A 17050-nucleotide genomic window follows, 5' to 3' on the forward strand; every position below is an offset into this window, starting at 1 on the left:
AACGGCCGACCACGTTGTCGGCACTGGATCGCGTGGAACTGATCCGGTGGACCATGACGGGTGTGCATCCGGTATCGTCGATTGTGCATACACGGATGCTGCTCGCGCTGCACACCTAAGTGGGCGAGGTGGACCCGAAAGAGGTGATCGCGGCCCGACTCGGGGTTTCGGGCGAGATATTGCGGCTGGTCGCCAGGCGGCACGCCGAAACCGATGGCGATGTGCTGTCCACGATTTCACGCCCAGGACTGCTGATCGCGCTGGCGTGCTCGGCACCACTCGACCATAATGCGCCTCTCGAAAAGTCCTCACTGCAGTAAAGCTGCATATCCATACTCATTGATTATCCCACCGAAGATCCGCGTGCGGACAGGTCGACGGCCAGAGAAATCAAGATCATGCGCCGCTCCGGGGTGCTCTTGAACGTCTGGCGGCAGCTGGTCGCGGGTCTGGTAAGGCCAGTGCTCATTGTAGTGCGTTTGGCAGGACGCGAGGACTTGACGCGCAGGGCCTTCTCCCAGGATGAGGACGTGGTCGAGAACCTCGCGGCGGATGCTGCCGACGATCCGTTCGCAGTGCGCGTTCATCCGGGGAGTTCGCGGCGCAGTCGCAATCACTCGCAGTTCCTCTGCCTCGAAAACGGCGTCGAAGGCGTCTCCGTATTTGCCATCGCGGTCACGCGGCAGAAAGCGCAGAGACTCCATGCGCGCTCCGAGCTCGTCAGCCAGATTTCTAGCCTGCTGCACCGTCCAGGCCCGCGTCGGATGCGCGGTGGCGCCGGTGTTTGTGCAGGCGCATGGTGCCGTGTTCAAGAAACGCCAGCGCGTGCAGACGTGCGCCGAGCACGGTGTCGATGTGGAAGAAGTCCGCTGCGGTGACGCTCTCGGCCTGCGTGGTCAGAAACTCGCGCCAGGTCAGACCGCCTCGCCGAGGTGCCGGAGCTGACCGCCGGGCCGAGCCCGGTTCCGGTGGCGTCGTCGCCGGTCATCGAGCGCGAGCGGGTGACGGGTACGGGTTCGCACCTGTTCGCCCCGACCGGCCGCCCTTTCCGATCAGATTCCCACCCTCATCGCGCCGCCCCACACCACCCCCGGTCCCACCACTCCCCCGACAACGGCAGACGCGGCGGTCCCCGACCACCGCCTGATCGCTCGCCGCTGAACAAGTCCGCCGCGAACCGTTGTCGCCCGGCCTCCGACCCGCTATGGTCACGTCCAGAATGATAGATGTCTCTTATTTAAGAGGTGAGCACTCACTATGTACATCGCTGCGGCGACGGACAGCGTGTCCCTCGCTCCGGACTGGCTCCGCCCGGCGGCCGCGGAGACACGCCGCCTCGGGGAAGTGCCGGCCGCCAACGTCGGGGACGCGCTCGGCCGGATGACGGTGCTGGACGGTGGCATCAGGCGGTTCGCCGGCCGGTCACCGCTGGTCGGCACCGCCCTGACGGTGGACGTGCGCTCGGGCGACAACCTCGCCGTCCACCGGGCGCTCGACGAGGCGCGGCCCGGCGACGTCCTCGTCGTCAACGGCCACGGCGACATCACGCGCGCGCTCGTCGGCGACCTCATCGGCGAGATCATGGTGAACACCGGGGTGATCGGTGCCGTGGTCGACGGCGCGGTCCGCGACGTCGAGGCGCTGGCCGGCATGGGGCTCGCCGTGTACGCGCGGGCGGTCACCCCGGCCGGTCCGTTCAAGGACGGGCCCGGCGCGATCGGTGTCCCGGTGGCGGTCGGCGGCGTGGTGGTGGCGCCGGGTGACGTGGTCGTCGGCGACTCCGACGGCGTGGTCGTCGTCCCGCGGCACCGGCTGCGCGAGGCCGTCGACGCACTGGACGGCATCGGCGAGAAGGAAGAGGCGCTGCGGCAGCGCATCCTCGCCGCGCGTCCCGGACGCCCGGCGGTGGCGCGATGACCGCCGTCCGGGTCCACGAGCTGCGCCACTTCTCCCGGCGCCCGGCCCTCGGCCAGTCCTCCCCCGGCGCGGTGTCCCTGGCGCTGGGCGAACCGGACTTCCCCACGCCGGCACCGGTGGTCGAGGCCGCCGCGGCCGCGCTGCGGGCGGGAGACACCCACTACGCGGACCAGAGAGGCCTGCCGGAACTGCGCGTCGCACTCGCGTCCCGGTTGCCGGAACACCCCGGCCGGATGTGGAGCGCGGACGACGTCGTCGTCACCCACGGCGCCACCGGCGCGCTGGCGGCGGTCGTGCTCGCGATGGTCGGGCCCGGCGACCGCGTCGTCATCCCGGAACCCGCCTACTCGCTCTACGCCGACCTGGTCGTCCTCGCGGGCGGCACCGTGGACTTCGTCCCGCTCGGCCCCGACCTGCACTGGGACCTCGGCGCACTGGCCGCCGCGCTGCCCGGTGCCGCCATGATGATCTTCTCGAACCCGTCGAACCCGACCGGCGTCGTGCACCGCGGGCAGGAGCTGGAGGCGCTCGGCGAGCTGCTCCGCGGCTCCGGCACGCTGGTCGTCAGCGACGAGGCCTACCACCGGCTGGTCTACCCCGGTCACGAGTGGACGTCGGCGCTGTCCGTCGAGTCGCTGCGGGACCGGACGGTCCAGGTCCAGACGTTCTCCAAGACGTACGCGATGACGGGCTGGCGGATCGGCCACCTGGCCGGGCCGCGAGCGGTCGTGGACGCGGCGGCGCACGTGCACCGCACCCTCAACGGGTCGGTGAACACCGCCGTCCAGCGCGCCGCACTCGCCGCTCTCGCCCTGCCGGACAGCGTCGTGGACGCCATGGTCGACACCTACCGGCAGCGCCGCGACCTCGTGGTCGAGCGCCTCGCGGGCGTAGCCGGCCTGCACCTCGTGCCGCCGGAGGGCGCGTTCTACGGCTTCCTCCGCTACACCGCCGACCGCCCGTCCGAGGAGGTCGTCCGCGCGCTCGCCGCACGGAAGGTGCTGGTCCGCGCCGGATCGGAGTACGGGCCGTCCGGCGAGGGGCACATCCGGATCTCGTTCGCGGCCTCCGAGGACGACCTGCGGACCGGGCTGGACCGCATCGTCGGCCACCTCGCACCCGAGCGGCCGGGCCCGCCATGATCGGAGGCGATAGGCTTCGCGTGCACTTCCACGAGGGCAGGAGGCCCGTGTCCGATCGGCAGGCCGCCCCGCGAGGCGGGCGCAAGCTGCGCAGTGACACCCTGCGCAACCGCCGGCGGCTGTTCGAGGCCGTGCGCGAGCTCGCCAGGGAAGCACCCGACGAGCTCACGATGCAGGCCGTCGCGTCGCGCGCCGAGATCGGTCCCGCCACCGCCTACCGGTACTACTCCTCGCTGGACGAGGTGCTCGCGGCGTACGTGCTCAGCGTCGTCGAGGAGCTGAACGAGTTCACCACCGAGTCGACCGCGCAGGGCAGGCCGCTCTTCGACGCCGCCGTGGACAAGTGGCTGGACCTGCTGGTCGAGCACGGTCCCGCCCTGGTGCAGCTGCGCTCCCGCCGGGGCTACCTGGAGCGGCTGCACAACGGCAACGAGATCATCGCGACCATGCGTAACGCCTGGTCGGAGCCCGTGCTGGCGCTGCTCGGCGACCTGGAGCTGCCGGCGAAGATGCTCGAGCACGCCCTGTTCCTCAACAACATGATCTACGACCCGCGCGAGGTCCTGGACCTCATGAACGAGACGAGCCTGTCTCCCCGGGAGATCGTCACCCGGCTGACCGAGGCGTTCTGCGGCGCGCTGCGCGGCTGGGCCCGCGTCGGCTGACCGCCCCTGCGCGGCTCCACGTCACCCCCTGATCCGTTCCCCGACTTGAGCCCCGCGCGCCCACTAAGTGATAGAACGATCTCAATCAATACGTCAGTTACCATCTGTGAACGAAGGAGCCGTCATGTCCGGTGCGACCACACGAGCGAGTGACCTCGCCACCCGGACGCTCACCGCGCGCACTCCCGGGCAGAGCGCACGCCACCACGACGTCCGCGAGGCCCAGGCATGAGCGACACGAGCGCCGAAGTCGCGCAGCGCATGGCGGAGGCGGCCGGCACGTGGCTCGACTCCCTCGACCCCGGCCAGCGCGAGGTGGCGGTCGGGCCGGCACCGGGCGCCGGCGGCGAGACCGAGGCCGAACGGACCCGGTGGTTCTACACGCCGACCGACCACGGTGGCCTGACCTTCCACGAGCAACGCCCCGCCCAGCACCGGATGGTGATGCGGCTGGTCGCGAGTGGACTGTCCGAGGCCGGTTACACCACCGTCGCCACCGTGCTGGGCCTGGAGAACGTCCTCGACCGCGTCGAGGGCTTCTCGGTGGACTGGGGCCGGGAGCGCACCCGCGACCCCGGCCTCTACTACCTGCGGGTCTTCGGCGAGCCCGGCGGGCTGCGGCCGTGGGGGTGGAGGTTCGGCGGTCACCACGTCTCGCTCAACAACCTCGTGGTGGACGGGCGGGTCGTCGCGACCACGCCGTGCTTCCTCGGCGCCGACCCGGCCGCGTCGCCGTTGCTGGGCGGCACGGCACTGCGCCCGCTGGGAGCGGCCGAGGACCTGGCCGGTGAGCTGGTCCGGTCCCTGCACCCCGACCTCGCCGCCCGAACCGTGTTGCTGCCCACCGCCCCGAACGACGTCGTGGCGGGCAACAGCTCCCGGGTCGGGGACCGCGTGCCGCGGCGGCGCGAGCTGTGGCGTCCCGGAGGGCACGTGCCCGACCGCGCAGACCACCCGGTCACCGGCCTGAACGACGCCGGCCAACGGGCGCTGGCCCTCACGCGCGAGCCTCAGGGCGTGCCGGGCAGCGAGCTCGACGCCGGGCAACGGGAGTTGCTGCGGGCGTTGCTGGGCACCTACCTCGGCCGCGTCCCGGACCGCGTCTCCCCGCTGTCCCGTTACGACGACCCGGCGGCGCTGGACGCCGTGCACCTCGCCTGGGCCGGTTCCACCGCGGCGGGCGAACCGCACTACTACCGCCTGCGCGGTCCGCGGCTGCTCGTCGAGTGGACCAACGTCCACCGCGGCGCCAACCACGCGCACGCCGTGTGGCGGGACCCGGAGGCCGACTTCGGCGGCGACGTCCTGGCCGCCCACCACGCCACCCACCACCCCTGAAACGGAGTACGACGTCCATGGCCGGTCCATCCCAGACCGACACCGACCCGCACACCACCCGTCCCACGCTCCGCGGGTCGTTCGGCATGTGCGCCTCGACGCACTGGCTCGCCTCCGCGACGGCCCAGTCCGTGCTGGAACGCGGCGGCAACGCCTTCGACGCGGCCGCGGCGGGCGCCTTCGTGCTGCACGTGGCCGAACCGCACCTCAACGGGCCGGGCGGTGACCTCGTCGCCGTGCTCGCCACCGCGGGCGACCCGTCCCCCGTCGTGCTGGCGGGCCAGGGCCACGCACCGTGCGGGGCGACGATCGAGCACTTCCTGGCCGAGGGTCTGGACCACGTGCCCGGCGCGGGCGCGCTGGCCGCCGCGGTTCCGGGCGCCGTCGACTCGTGGCTGTGGCTGCTCGCCGAGCACGGCACCTGGGACCTGCCCGAGGTGCTGGCCTACGCGATCCACTACGCCGAGCACGGCGTTCCGGTCGTGCCCCAGCTGGCAAGGGTCCTGGCGACCGTCGAGAACCTCTTCCGCAGGCACTGGCCGACCTCGTACGCGCTGTGGATGCCGGAAGGCCGGGTGCCCCGGGCCCACGAGACCGTCGTGAACGCGACCTATGCCCGGACCCTGCGCCGGTTGTGCGCCGCGGGCACCGGTGGGTCGCGAGCGGCGCGCATCCGTTCCACCCGCCGGGCCTGGCGCACCGGCTTCGTGGCCGGCGCCGTGGCCGAGTTCGCCGCGGTCCCCCACCGGCACTCCAGCGGCACCGACCACGCCGGCGTGATCACCGCCGCCGACTTCGCCGACTTCGTGCCGTCGCTCGAACCCGCCGTCACCGCGGAGTTCCGCGGTACCACGGTCGCGAAGGCGGGCCTGTGGTCGCAGGGACCCGTGCTGCTGCAGGCCCTCAGCCTGCTCGGCCACTTCGACGACGAGCAGATCGACCCGTCGACCGCGCAGGGCGTCCACACGATCACCGAAGCCGTGAAGCTGGCCATGGCGGACCGCGAGGCGTTCTACGGACACCTCGACCCGGCGCGGGCGGAATCCGTTGTGCGGCAACTGCTCCACCCTGGTTACAGCGAGGAACGGGCCCGTCTGATCGGCTCGGTCGCGTCGACCGCGTTCCGGCCCGGCGACATCGGCGTCCCGCCGTACGCACCGCCGCTCGTCACCGCGCAGAACGCCGTCCCCGCGGACGGGGTCGGGGAACCGACCGTGCAGCAGACCGGCGAGACCCGCGGCGACACGTGCCACATCGACGTCGTCGACCGGTGGGGCAACATGATCTCCGCGACGCCGTCGGGAGGCTGGCTCCAGTCTTCGCCCGCGGTGCCGGACCTCGGTTTCGCGCTGGGCACGCGGCTCCAGATGACCTGGCTCGACCCCGCCGCGCCGTCACGCCTGGAGCCGGGACGGCGGCCCCGCACGACGCTGAGCCCGACGCTGCTGCTGCGCGACGGACGCCCGGTGGCATCGCTCGGCACGCCGGGTGGCGACCAGCAGGACCAGTGGCAACTGCTCTACCTGGTGCGCACGCTCGCGTTCGGCCTCGGCCCGCAGGAGGCGATCGACGCGCCGGCCTTCCACACCAAGGCGTTCCCGAGCTCGTTCTGGCCGCGGACCTGGAGTCCCGGCAGCCTCGTCGTCGAGGAGCGCGCCGGTGCCGCCGTCGTCGACGGTCTGCGGGAACGCGGGCACGACGTGGCGGTGTCCGGGCCGTGGAGCCAGGGCCGGCTGTCGGTGGTCACCCGCGATCCGGACACCAGCGCCCTCGGGGCGGCGGCGAACCCCCGTGGCGCCCAGGGTTACGCGGTGGGCCGGTGACCGCCCGCGTCACGCCGGTGCACCTGGTGCTGGCCCTCACCTTCTCCACCGGTGTCGTCGACGCCGTCGGGTACCTGCGCCTCGACCAGGTCTTCGCCGGCAACATGACGGGCAACGTGGTCATCCTCGGCATGGCGGCCGTGGGAGGCACCGGGCTCCCGGTGCTCGGTCCGGCCCTGGCGCTCGTGTTCTTCCTCGCCGGCGCGGCCGCGGGCGGACGGGTGCTGCGGACCGCCGCGCCGGGCTGGGGCCACCGCTGCACGGCACTGCTGGCCGGCGTCGGCCTCGTGCTGGCCGCCACCGCGCTCGGCCTGGCCCTCATCGGGACGAGCGCCTCCGTGGTGATGGCGTCCTCTCTCGCGCTGGCCATGGGCACGCAGGCGGCGATGGCCCGCCATCTGGGCGTCAAGGACGTCACCACCGTGGTCGTCACCTCCACCCTGACCGGACTCGCCGCCGACTCCCGGCTGGGAGCGGCCCGCGGCCAGGGCGCGGGCCGGCGCGTGGCCGTGGTCGCGCTCCTCGTGCTCGGTGCCGCCACAGGCGCGGCTCTGTGCCTCGTGCACGAAAGTCTCGCGGTCACCGCGGCGGCGGCAGTCGTGCTCGCCGCCACCGGCCTCGGCCACGTGTCCGCCTCCACCAGATCGTCCCCGTCCCCGACGAGAAGTCCCGTCACCGCACAACGACCAGGAGGACGCCCATGACCACCACCCCGGTCCCCCCGGCCACGATGAGGAAGTCGGCTCTCTGGGCGCTCGGCCTGCTGGCGCTCGCCACCGGCGCGCTGGAGTCGGTGGTGTCGCCGACCTTGCCGCTGCTGCAACGCGACCTGGACATGAGTCCCGCGCAGGGAGCGCTGCTCAGCATCGCGCTGCTGATCACCGGCGCGCTCGTCACCCCGGTCGCGGGCAAGCTCGGCGACCGCTACGGCGGCAAACGCGTGTTGATCCGGCTGATGGCGGTGGTCTGCGTCGGCGGCCTGGTGTCGGCGCTGGCACCGAACCTGCCCGTGTTGCTGCTGGGCCAGGTGCTGCAGGGCGCGATGGTCGGGGCGCTGCCGCTGTCGTTCATCCTGGTGCGCAAGCACCTTCCCGCTGACAGGTCCAAAGTGGCCATCGGCGTCGTCAGCGGCCTGTTCGTGGGCGGCGGGATGGCGGGAATGCTGTCCGCGGGGCCCGTGGCCGAGCAGCTGTCCCGGCACTGGATGTTCGCGCTGCCCACGTTCGCCGTCATCGCGGCGACCGCGCTGCTCGGCAAGCTGATGCCGGGCGACGAGCCGGGTCACCCCCGCGAGGGCGGGATCGACTGGGCGGGCCTCGCGCTGCTGAGCCTGACGCTCGTCACGCTCATGCTCGTCCTCGCGCTGGCACCGGAGATGGCATCGCAGCCGCTGGTGCTCGTCGGACTGCTCGTCCTGCTGGCCGCGTTCGCGACGGGGTGGGTCGCCGTCGAGCGCCGCGCGGCCTCTCCGATGGTCGAGCTGGGCATGCTGGCCCAGCCCGCGGTGTGGAGGTCGTGCCTGCTGACGTTCGTGATCTGCGTCGGCACCTCCGGGGCGCTCTACCTCGTGCCGCAGCTGTTCGCCGCCGCCGGTGACGGGTACGGGTTCGGCGCCGGCGCCACCCAGATCGGCTTCTACCTGCTGCCCGGCGCGGTGGCCGCGACCCTGGCCGGACCGCTCGGCGGGCTCGCGACGCGGCGCTTCGGCTCGCGTGCCGTCGTGGCCTCCGGCGCCGTGTTCCTGACCGTCGGACTGCTCGCCATGGCCGCCGTGCACACCGAGGTCTGGCACCTGATCGTCGGCAAGGCGTTCGTCGGGCTCGCCAACGGCCTGTGCATCACCGCGATGCTGACCAGCACCGCCACCTCCGTCGACGAGGGCGACACCGGCATCGCCACCGGCCTGGTCCTGGTGACGCGCGTGGTCGGCTTCGCCGTCGGCATCCAGGCCTGCGGCGCGATCCTCACCGCGGGCACCCCTCCCGGCTCGGACGTCCCCGCCGAGTCCGCCTTCGTCACCGGCTTCGTGCTCGCCGGAGCCGTCACCGCACTGTCCCTCCTCGTCGTCCGCGCCACCGGAAAAGGAACCCGCTCATGACCCGCACCGTCCTGATCTCCGGCGCCAGCGTCGCAGGCCCGGTCCTCGCGTACTGGCTCCACCGCGCCGGTGACGTGGTCACCGTGGTGGAGAAGGCGAGTGCCCCGCGCAGCGGCGGCTACCCCATCGACGTCCGCGGCACCGCCCTCGACGTCCTCGGCAGGATGGGGCTCCTGCCCCGGCTGCGGGAGGCCCACATCGACCTGCGCCGCATCACCTTCCTGCAGGGCGACGGCAGCCGGGTCGCCGCGCTGCACCCCCACGCCATCAGCGGCGGCGTCGAGGGGCGGGACCTCGAGGTGCGGCGCGGTGACCTGACCGAGGCGCTGCACGAGGCCGTCCGCGACGACGTGGAGTTCCTGTTCGACGACTCGATCGCGACCCTCGACCAGCACGACCACGGCGTGGACGTCACCTTCCACAGCGGCGCCGCACGGACGTTCGACGTCGTCGTGGCCGCGGACGGCACGCACTCCCGCACCCGCGAGCTGGTGTTCGGCCCCGAGGAGCAGTTCCACCGGTACCTGGGCTACTGCTTCGGCATCTTCGCCATGCGCAACACCTTCGGCCTCTCCCACGAGACCGTCATGTGGAACACGCCGGGCAAGGCGGCCGCGCTCTACGCCACCGGGGACGACGACGAGGTGCACGCGTTCCTCAACTTCGCCCTGCCGCAGCCGCCGTTCGACGCGTTCGGCGACCTCGCGGCCCAGCGGGACCTGGTCACGTCGGTCTTCGCGGACGCGGGCTGGGAGATCCCCGGCATGCTCACCGCCCTCCGCGGCGCCGAGGACCTGTTCTTCGACGCGGTCAGCCAGATCCGCATGCCGCACTGGTCGTCCGGCAGGGTCGCGGTGGTCGGCGACGCGGCGTACGCGCCGTCGTTCCTCACCGGCCAGGGCACGAGCCTCGCGCTCGTCGGCGCGTACATGCTCGCCGGCAGCCTCGCCGGCCAGGACCACGCCGAGGGTTTCCGGCGCTACGAGCACAGCACCCGCGAGTTCGTGACCCTCAACCAGGACCTGGTCGGCAAGGGCGGCGCCACGCTCTTCCCCACCACCGCGCAGGACCTGGAGCGGCGCAACGAGAGGCTGCGCGGTCTCAGCGCCCTGCCTCCGACGCAGGGACGCGACGCCCACTCGGCTCTCACGTTGCCGGAGTTCGCCATGACGGACCTACGCCTGTGACACCCGGCGGAATCCTGGTGCGCGACGGTGACGACGACCAGGTCGTCGCTCTGGGGCGCAACTGGCCGAGAAGTACCCGATGAACGACGGTCACCTGGACCGGGTGGTCCCTTCCCTCATCCTGTCCGTCGAGACCGGGACGGGCGTGTCGAGCCAACTGTGCCTGTCGACGCCCTCCTGATCACACCCATGAGACACCAATATTGAATGATTTAGTTATCTCACATAATTCAGCCCCAAGGAGGCGCACCTTGCTGTCCGACACCCACCCCAACGCCGTGTGGCTGGCCGACCTGTACCGGGGCGGAGCGGCGATCTCGGCCGATCCGGGCCTGAGCGAGGACGAGAAGATCCAGCGGCTGCACGAGCACACCGTCGAGGTGATGGACAAGATGTCCCCGGACATGGTGATCCACACCGGCGGTGTTCGCCTGGCGGCGACCGGCGGGATGGACTTCATGCGCCGGTACATGAAACGGCGAGCGGGTCTCGCCGACGCCAACGTGGAACCGGTCCAGTTCGACCAGATCCTCGCCGACGACCACTACGGCGTGGTGCACGGCACTTTCCGCACGTCGCGCGGCGACTGGACCTGGACCCGCGTCGGCATGGGGGCGTGGCGTTTCAAGGACGGTCTGGCCGTCGAGCACTGGGAGCTCTCGGACGGCCCGACGTGGGACGAGTTCTTCCTCGCCGGCGATCCGGAGCCGTTCACCGGGTCGGCACAGGAGTTCTGGACCCGCGGCGTCTGACGGCGTCCGGTCCCGGCACGCGGCTGAGCCGGTCCGAACCAGCGCCTCACCGGGAGGTACGCCCCAGCTGACGGCGCAGCCATGCCGCTCGGGCGGCGATGGCGTCCCGGGAGATCACGGCATGGGGAACCACGACGTCGAATCCGTGGAACCCACCGGGCCAGACGTGCAGTTCGACGCGGCCGCCTGCCTGCCACATCCGGCTTGCGCAGGCGACGTCCTCGTCCCGGAACGTCTCGGCCGACCCGACGTCGACAAAGGCAGGTGGCAGTCCGGAGAGGTCTGTGGCGCGGGCAGGCGCGGCGTACGGGGACACGTCCGGTCCTCCGGGAACGCCGTCGCCGAGAAGCGCCTTCCACCCGGTCTCGTTGGAGGAGCTGTCCCAGATGCCGAGGCCGCGCATCTGCCGGGCGGAGGGTGAGTCGTTGCGGTCGTCGAGCATCGGCGACAGGAGCAGCTGGGCCAGGATGGCCGGGCCGTTGCGGTCGCGTGCCATCAGGGTGACAGCCGCCGCGAGGCCGCCCCCGGCGCTCGTACCGCCGACCACGATGCGTTCCGGGTCGATGTTGAGCTCGTGGGCGTGGTCCGACACCCACGCCAGGCCGGCGTAGCAGTCCTCGACGGGACCGGGGTGGGGTGTCTCGGGGGCGAGCCGGTACTCGACCGAGACCACCGCCATGCCCAACGGCTCGGCCAGGTCCAGCATCTCGACCATGCCGAACCGGTTGTCCTCCACGATCATGCCGCCGCCGTGGACGTGGTAGATCGCCGGGGTCGGGGTCGCCGCGTGCTTCGGGAGGCAGATCAGCAGGGAGATGTCCGGTTCGCCGTCCGGCCCCGGGACCGTCCGTTCCTCCACGCTGTAGGCGCCGCCGCGCGAAAGGACCTCGTCGGTCGGTTTTTCCACCCCGGGGACGGGCTTGCGCATCTCGGCGATGTTGTCGGGGCGGTACGCGTCGGGAGGGAAGAGGGTGGCCAGCGACTCGACGACGGGAGCGAGCTCCGGGTCGAAAGGGGGTGGCGGCCCGACCTGCTGGGCGGAGGGACGGTCAGTGACGTGTGTGGTCATTTCTTCTCCTTGCGGCAGGCGACGGGACGTCCGCCTGCCGCAGGTCACAGGTGATCGATGAATTGTCAGTGGCGGATGCTGTCCACCGTCTGCCGGTCGAACTGTTCGGCGAGGCGCTGCTCGCGACCGGCTCCTGGCTCAGACGGTGGGGACGGTCCCACCGTCGATCACGTACTCGGCGCCCACGATCGCCGAGGCGCGGTCGGAGACCAGGAATCCGACCAGGTCCGCGATTTCCGCGGGGTTCGCGAACCGGCCCAGCGGCACTCCGCCGAGGGAGTCGAAGATGGTCTGCTTCGCTTCTTCGCGGGTCAGTCCGTTGCCCTCGGCGATCCGATCGACGAACTGTTCGTAGGCCTCGGTCTCGATGCCGCCGGGGCTGATCGCGTTGACCCGCACGCCGCGCGGCGCGAGCTCGTTGGCGAGTCCCTTGCTGTACGTGCGCAGAGCGGCCTTCGCCGACGCGTAGGCCAGGGACGCGTCGTGCAGGGGCATTTCACGCTGGATCGAGGTGAAGTGCAGCACCACGCCCGCCCCGGCCTCGATCATCGCCGGGAGCAGGGCCCGGTCGAGCCGCACCGCACCGAGGAAGTTGAGGTTCAGCTCGGTGATCCACTGGTCATCGGTGATGACCGCGAACCCGCCGGCCGGCGTCGACGTGCCCCCGACGACGTGCACCAGGATGTCGAGTGCGCCGCCCTCGGCGATACGAGCGACCACCGCGTCGGTGCCCTCGACCGTCGTCGTGTCCGCTTCGATGAACCGGTCCGGGCACTCGTACCCGTCGGGCATCGTCCGGGCCGTCACGTACACGTCGGCACCCAGCTCCCGGAGCCTCCGCACGACGGCCTTGCCCGCGCCCTTCGAACCGCCCGTGACCAGTACCCGGCGACCGTCGAGACGATCGCGATCCGAACCAGACATTTCTCTCTCTTCCTTGATGGTTTGGCGTGACGTGGGTTCGGTCAAGCCGTGTGGTTGGCGATGACGAGTTCGGCGACGAGGCCGTCCCGCAACGCGAACCGGTAGTCGAGGTCGGCGACTCCGCCCGGGAAGGTGCCCTCGAGCCGCACGGTCACCACCCAGTGGTCGTCGTCGACGCGGCGAGCGCCGATCTGTTCGGTCGTGTACTCGAACTCGGAGCCGGCGTCCCGCAGGAACGCGCGCACCTTCTCCTTGCCGCGGAAGGTCTCGTCCTGGTCGACGACCACCGCGTCCTCGGTGAGGAACGACGAGGCGGTGTCGGCGTCGTGGACGACGTGGGCGGCGAAGAACTCGCGCACGGTGACCGGAAGCAGATCGGACGCGATGTCGGTGTTCTGTGTCATGAGCTCACCGTGCAGCCTCGCGGCGCGGGAGGGTCAAGCCGTGGACTCTCCCCCGGGGAGAGAGTCCAGAATGAACAAGTGCTGACCATTGGGGAGTTCTCCCGCCTGACCCACCTGAGCGTGCGGACCCTTCGCCGGTATCACGAGGCGGCCCTGCTGGAACCCGCCGTGGTGGACGAGAGCACCGGCTACCGCTACTACGGCGTCGACCAGATCCCGACCGCGCAGGTCATCCACCGGCTGCGCGAACTCGACGTCCCCCTGAGCGACGTGCAGCGAATCCTGCGGACCCCCGACCACGACGTCCGGGCGACCCTGGTCGCAGACCACCTGCGACGCCTCGAGGACGTGCTCGACCGCACCAGGGCCGCAGTCGTGTCGCTGCGACGCCTGCTCCGGCCCGACCCCGCGCCGATCGCCGTCGAACTGCGCGCGGAACCCGCTCGCACGGTCGCGGCTGTGGAGGCCGTCATCGAACACGGCGACGTCGAAGCGTGGTTCGCGGGCGCGGTGGCCGAACTCGAGGCGGCCGTCGGCGGCGCCGCGACCGGACCGCTGGGCGGCAGCTACGACAACGCTCTGTTCGAACAGGAGCGCGGCCACGCCCTCCTGTACCTTCCGACCGCCACGCCACCCCGCACCGGACGCGTGCACGCCGCAACCCTTCCGGCCGCGGAACTGGCCGTCACCACCCATGTCGGCGAGCACGACGGCATCGAGGTCACCTACGGCGAACTCGGGACCTGGGTGGTGGAGAACGCGATGTCGGTGGCCGGGCCGGTGCGGGAGGTCTACGTCGTCGGCCCTCGCGACTCGAGCGACCCCGCAGCGTGGCGCACCGAGATCGGCTGGCCGGTCTTTCGCGTCACCTGACGCGATCAGTCCGGAGTGGAGTGTCCGGAGTGGAGTGTCCGTGTGGCACGGCTGCCTGCCGGTCGAGTCGGCGATGGGCGGCGTTTCGATGTCCGGCCGGAATCGTCGCGACTCTGCTCGTCAGCACGGTCCACGAGGTGGACGGCCCGCTGGACCGGCACCACGCACGATGACATCAGCGTCGCGGATCGCGCTACCCGTTGTCGATTGCCTTCGCGAGCAGCGCGTGAAGCTGTCGCTGTTCCTCGATCGTGAGACCACCGAGGGGCGAATGCCTCATCACGGTGTTGAGCAGCCGTTCTCGAACTTCTTCACCCGCCTCGGTCAGGACCAACGTCCGCACGCGCCCATCGCGAGGGTGCGGGCGGCGCTCCGCCAGGCCCCGCCGCTCGAGCTTGGCGCTCAACAGCGTGACGTTCGACGGGTCGCAGGGCGGAGACCGTCACGGCAGCGTGCCGTTGCGGCGCAGGTGGTTGCGCGCGTGCTCGATGGCCTCGGGCGTGGTCGCGAACGTGGGCACGCCGTGCGTCTCCAGCTGGCGGCGGTGCTCTTCGCGCACGCCGGAGAGCAGCACGGTGACGCCTCTGCGCCCGAGTCTGTCGACGACGTCCCGCAGGACCAGCGCGCCGGTTCCGTCCATCGTGGACACGTGGGACATGCGCAGGATCACCACGGACACCGGCGCGATCTCGGTGAGCTCCAGGAGGAAGCGATGTGCCGCGGCGAAGAACAGCGGTCCGTCCAGCCGGTAGGCGACGATGTGCTGCGCGAGCAGCTCGTGTTCCTCCAGGGAGTGGTCGCCCGGCTCCAGCGGTTCCTCGTCGATCCGCACGGACCTCGCCACCGCTCGCAGCGCGAGCGCCCCTGCCACCACCAGTCCGACGATCACGGCGGTGACCAGGTCGAGCGCCAGTGTCGCGATCGCGGTGAGGGCGAGCACCACCGCGTCGGAGCGGTTCGCGCGCATCAGCACCCGCACCGAACCGACCTCGACCATGCGCACGGCGGTGGCGAGCAGCACGCCGGCCAGCACGGCCAGCGGGATGCGTCCCACCAGCGGTGCCGCGACGAGCATGATGGCGGCGAGCGTCGCGGCGTGCACCAGCGCCGCGAGCCGTGAGCTCGCACCGGACCGGACGTTGACCGCGGTCCTGGCGATCGCCGCGGTCGCGGGCACTCCGCCGAACAGCGGCGTGACGACGTTCGCGATGCCCTGGCCGAAGAGCTCCCGGTCGGGGTCGTGCCGCTGGTTGACGCTCATGCCGTCGGCGACCGTCGCGGACAGCAGGCTCTCGAGCGCGGCGAGCGCGGCCACGGCGATCGCGGACGGCAGCAGCGACCACAGCGCTCCCAGGTCCAGGAAGGACAGCGACGGCGCGGGCAGCGTCGCGGGCAGGGCGCCGATCCGGGGCACGGGCAGGGACCAGGTCTCCGCCACGGCGGTACCCGCCGCCACGGCCAGCAGCGAGAACGGGACGGCCGGTTTCCAGCGGGCACCCGCGAGCATGACCAAGACGACGCCGCCCGCGAGCGCGACGGCGGGCAGGGCGGGGCCCGAACCGAACGCGCGGACCGCGTTCACCACGACGTTGTGCCCGTCGGGCGTGGGCACACCGAGCGCCGCGGGAACCTGCTGCAGCGCGATCACGGCGGCGATGCCGATGGTGAACCCCTCGACCACCGGTGCGGGCACGTACCGCATGTAGCGCCCGGCTCTGGCCACGGCCAGGACGAGGAGCAGCACACCCGCGAGCAGACCGACCATGAGCACGCCGCCCGCCCCGGACGTCGCGACGATCGGCACCAGCACGACGGTCATCGCGCCGGTGGGTCCGGACACCTGCAGGCTCGACCCGCCGAAGACCGCCGCCAGCGCGCCCGCGACGATCGCGGTGACCAGGCCCGCCGTGGCGCCGAGCCCCGACGCCACCCCGAACCCCAGCGCCAGCGGCAGCGCCACGACCGCCACGGTCAGTCCCGCGAGCACGTCCCTCGGCGTCGCGGCCGTCCAGTCCGCCCTCGCGGGCAGGAACGATCTCACGCGGAGTCCTCGCGCAGCTGTGCCAGCAGCTCGTTCTGCCCGACCAGCAGCTCGGTCAGGATCCTCCTGGCCGCCTTCATCAGGTCGGCCACGTCCGCACCCGCTAGCGCGTACACCACCGTCGAACCCTCGCGGGTGGCCGTCACGATGCCGGACCTGCGCAGCACGGCCAGCTGCGCGGACAGGTTGGACGGCTCGACCTCGATCTCGGCCAGCAGGTCGCGCACCGCCTTCGGGCCGTCCTGCAACAACTCCAGCACCCGGATGCGCACGGGATGGCCGAGCATCCGGAAGAACTCGGCTTTGGCCTGGTAAAGCGGAACGGGCACTGTTCAGCCCTTCTCGGGAACGGCGACCGCGACCCCGTGCTCGGCTGCCAGGCGCCGCAGGTTCGCGAGGTCGGCGGCGTGCACCTCGGCCGCGTAGGCGTCTTGCTGCTCCACCGCCCGGCTCACCGCCCTCTCCGCCTGCTCGACGCGGGAGAGGAGGTTGTCCCTGAACTCGCTCATGGCACCACAACCTGTCGAATTGAAGAATTCTTCAAGTCGACTCTACAACGCCGGCGGTCCCTGTCAGGAAGGGACCTTGGCCCCTGGGACGGTTGCTCAACGCGACGCAGAGTGTGAGCCTCCCCCCGGCCCGCAGGAGGCACCCCGTGCACCACACCGGCACAGCCCGGACCCCGGTAGCCGTCACCAGATACTTCGACGCGGTCGTGGGGGGCCCCCCCCCGCCGGGGGGGGGCGGCAACCCCCCCATGGGGGGGAGAAAAACCAACCCCCCCCCACGCGGGCGCGGGGGGGAGGGGCCGGGGCCC

17 protein-coding genes and 1 pseudogene are annotated in these 17050 nt (G+C 71.7%); 10 read left to right on the top strand and 8 right to left on the bottom strand.

Features of this window, described 5'->3' with window-relative positions:
* Positions 1 to 308 precede the first annotated feature (308 nt).
* The gene (locus ACWF7A_RS05920) at positions 309 to 704 is read right to left on the bottom strand and encodes an integrase core domain-containing protein (protein ID WP_452249286.1); all 396 of its coding nucleotides are present in this window, start codon (positions 702 to 704) and stop codon (positions 309 to 311) included.
* A gap of 553 nt (positions 705 to 1257) precedes the next feature.
* On the opposite strand from ACWF7A_RS05920, the gene ACWF7A_RS05925 reads away from it, so the two are divergent.
* From ACWF7A_RS05925 to ACWF7A_RS05965, 9 genes are all read left to right on the top strand, one after another.
* Positions 1258 to 1917 carry an RraA family protein gene (locus ACWF7A_RS05925; RefSeq protein ID WP_452249287.1) on the top strand — a complete coding sequence of 220 codons (660 nt, stop codon included), beginning with the start codon at positions 1258 to 1260 and terminating at the stop codon, positions 1915 to 1917.
* Entirely contained in the window at positions 1914 to 3059 is a 1146-nt protein-coding gene (locus ACWF7A_RS05930; protein ID WP_452249288.1) for a pyridoxal phosphate-dependent aminotransferase, read from the top strand. The genes ACWF7A_RS05925 and ACWF7A_RS05930 overlap by 4 nt, the downstream gene beginning before the upstream one ends.
* A gap of 47 nt (positions 3060 to 3106) precedes the next feature.
* Complete coding sequence (locus ACWF7A_RS05935; RefSeq protein ID WP_452249289.1) at positions 3107 to 3724, top strand: TetR/AcrR family transcriptional regulator; 618 nt, start codon at positions 3107 to 3109, stop codon at positions 3722 to 3724.
* Positions 3725 to 3952: 228 nt separating this feature from the next.
* Positions 3953 to 5062, top strand: a complete 1110-nt coding sequence (locus ACWF7A_RS05940; protein ID WP_452249290.1) for a DUF3500 domain-containing protein — start codon at positions 3953 to 3955, stop codon at positions 5060 to 5062.
* A gap of 17 nt (positions 5063 to 5079) precedes the next feature.
* Positions 5080 to 6885: a gamma-glutamyltransferase family protein gene (locus ACWF7A_RS05945; protein WP_452249291.1), complete on the top strand. Its 1806-nt coding sequence runs from the start codon at positions 5080 to 5082 to the stop codon at positions 6883 to 6885.
* Entirely contained in the window at positions 6882 to 7589 is a 708-nt protein-coding gene (locus ACWF7A_RS05950; protein WP_452249292.1) for a YoaK family protein, read from the top strand. The genes ACWF7A_RS05945 and ACWF7A_RS05950 overlap by 4 nt, the downstream gene beginning before the upstream one ends.
* A complete protein-coding gene (locus tag ACWF7A_RS05955) occupies positions 7586 to 8983 on the top strand; it encodes an MFS transporter (protein WP_452249293.1) in 1398 nt (465 codons plus the stop codon). The genes ACWF7A_RS05950 and ACWF7A_RS05955 overlap by 4 nt, the downstream gene beginning before the upstream one ends.
* Complete coding sequence (locus ACWF7A_RS05960; RefSeq protein WP_452249294.1) at positions 8980 to 10170, top strand: FAD-dependent monooxygenase; 1191 nt, start codon at positions 8980 to 8982, stop codon at positions 10168 to 10170. The genes ACWF7A_RS05955 and ACWF7A_RS05960 overlap by 4 nt, the downstream gene beginning before the upstream one ends.
* Positions 10171 to 10421: 251 nt before the next feature.
* On the top strand, positions 10422 to 10922 hold the full coding sequence (locus tag ACWF7A_RS05965) for a hypothetical protein (RefSeq protein ID WP_319973925.1): 501 nt from the start codon (positions 10422 to 10424) through the stop codon (positions 10920 to 10922).
* 46 nt (positions 10923 to 10968) lie between these two features.
* On the opposite strand, the gene ACWF7A_RS05970 is transcribed toward ACWF7A_RS05965, so the two are convergent.
* The 3 genes from ACWF7A_RS05970 to ACWF7A_RS05980 all read right to left on the bottom strand — a co-directional run bounded on the left by ACWF7A_RS05970 (position 10969) and on the right by ACWF7A_RS05980 (position 13319).
* Complete coding sequence (locus tag ACWF7A_RS05970) at positions 10969 to 11991, bottom strand: alpha/beta hydrolase (RefSeq protein WP_452249295.1); 1023 nt, start codon at positions 11989 to 11991, stop codon at positions 10969 to 10971.
* A gap of 138 nt (positions 11992 to 12129) precedes the next feature.
* Complete coding sequence (locus tag ACWF7A_RS05975) at positions 12130 to 12915, bottom strand: SDR family oxidoreductase (protein ID WP_452249296.1); 786 nt, start codon at positions 12913 to 12915, stop codon at positions 12130 to 12132.
* Between the two features lie 41 nt (positions 12916 to 12956).
* Positions 12957 to 13319, bottom strand: a complete 363-nt coding sequence (locus ACWF7A_RS05980; RefSeq protein WP_452249297.1) for a nuclear transport factor 2 family protein — start codon at positions 13317 to 13319, stop codon at positions 12957 to 12959.
* A 78-nt stretch (positions 13320 to 13397) separates the two neighbouring features.
* Between ACWF7A_RS05980 and ACWF7A_RS05985 the strand changes: the two genes are divergently transcribed.
* Entirely contained in the window at positions 13398 to 14192 is a 795-nt protein-coding gene (locus ACWF7A_RS05985) for a MerR family transcriptional regulator (RefSeq protein ID WP_452249298.1), read from the top strand.
* Positions 14193 to 14385: 193 nt separating this feature from the next.
* Here the strand turns inward: ACWF7A_RS05985 and ACWF7A_RS05990 are convergent.
* From ACWF7A_RS05990 to ACWF7A_RS06005, 4 genes and pseudogenes are all read right to left on the bottom strand, one after another.
* Positions 14386 to 14610, bottom strand: a pseudogene (locus ACWF7A_RS05990) (MarR family winged helix-turn-helix transcriptional regulator); the annotation flags it as partial.
* 24 nt (positions 14611 to 14634) lie between these two features.
* Entirely contained in the window at positions 14635 to 16233 is a 1599-nt protein-coding gene (locus ACWF7A_RS05995; RefSeq protein WP_452249299.1) for a SulP family inorganic anion transporter, read from the bottom strand.
* A complete protein-coding gene (locus ACWF7A_RS06000) occupies positions 16230 to 16562 on the bottom strand; it encodes an ArsR/SmtB family transcription factor (protein WP_319979335.1) in 333 nt (110 codons plus the stop codon). The genes ACWF7A_RS05995 and ACWF7A_RS06000 overlap by 4 nt, the downstream gene beginning before the upstream one ends.
* 3 nt (positions 16563 to 16565) lie before the next feature.
* Positions 16566 to 16742: a hypothetical protein gene (locus ACWF7A_RS06005; RefSeq protein ID WP_452249300.1), complete on the bottom strand. Its 177-nt coding sequence runs from the start codon at positions 16740 to 16742 to the stop codon at positions 16566 to 16568.
* Between the last annotated feature and the right edge of the window lie 308 nt (positions 16743 to 17050).

Source organism: Lentzea sp. NPDC055074, from assembly GCF_053608005.1.

Coding starts and splice junctions, on each gene's coding strand:
- ACWF7A_RS05920 (WP_452249286.1), bottom strand. CDS start 704: ATGGAGTCTCTGCGCTTTCTGCCGCGTGACCGCGATGGCAAATACGGA.
- ACWF7A_RS05925 (WP_452249287.1), top strand. CDS start 1,258: ATGTACATCGCTGCGGCGACGGACAGCGTGTCCCTCGCTCCGGACTGG.
- ACWF7A_RS05930 (WP_452249288.1), top strand. CDS start 1,914: ATGACCGCCGTCCGGGTCCACGAGCTGCGCCACTTCTCCCGGCGCCCG.
- ACWF7A_RS05940 (WP_452249290.1), top strand. CDS start 3,953: ATGAGCGACACGAGCGCCGAAGTCGCGCAGCGCATGGCGGAGGCGGCC.
- ACWF7A_RS05945 (WP_452249291.1), top strand. CDS start 5,080: ATGGCCGGTCCATCCCAGACCGACACCGACCCGCACACCACCCGTCCC.
- ACWF7A_RS05955 (WP_452249293.1), top strand. CDS start 7,586: ATGACCACCACCCCGGTCCCCCCGGCCACGATGAGGAAGTCGGCTCTC.
- ACWF7A_RS05960 (WP_452249294.1), top strand. CDS start 8,980: ATGACCCGCACCGTCCTGATCTCCGGCGCCAGCGTCGCAGGCCCGGTC.
- ACWF7A_RS05970 (WP_452249295.1), bottom strand. CDS start 11,991: ATGACCACACACGTCACTGACCGTCCCTCCGCCCAGCAGGTCGGGCCG.
- ACWF7A_RS05975 (WP_452249296.1), bottom strand. CDS start 12,915: ATGTCTGGTTCGGATCGCGATCGTCTCGACGGTCGCCGGGTACTGGTC.
- ACWF7A_RS05980 (WP_452249297.1), bottom strand. CDS start 13,319: ATGACACAGAACACCGACATCGCGTCCGATCTGCTTCCGGTCACCGTG.
- ACWF7A_RS06005 (WP_452249300.1), bottom strand. CDS start 16,742: ATGAGCGAGTTCAGGGACAACCTCCTCTCCCGCGTCGAGCAGGCGGAG.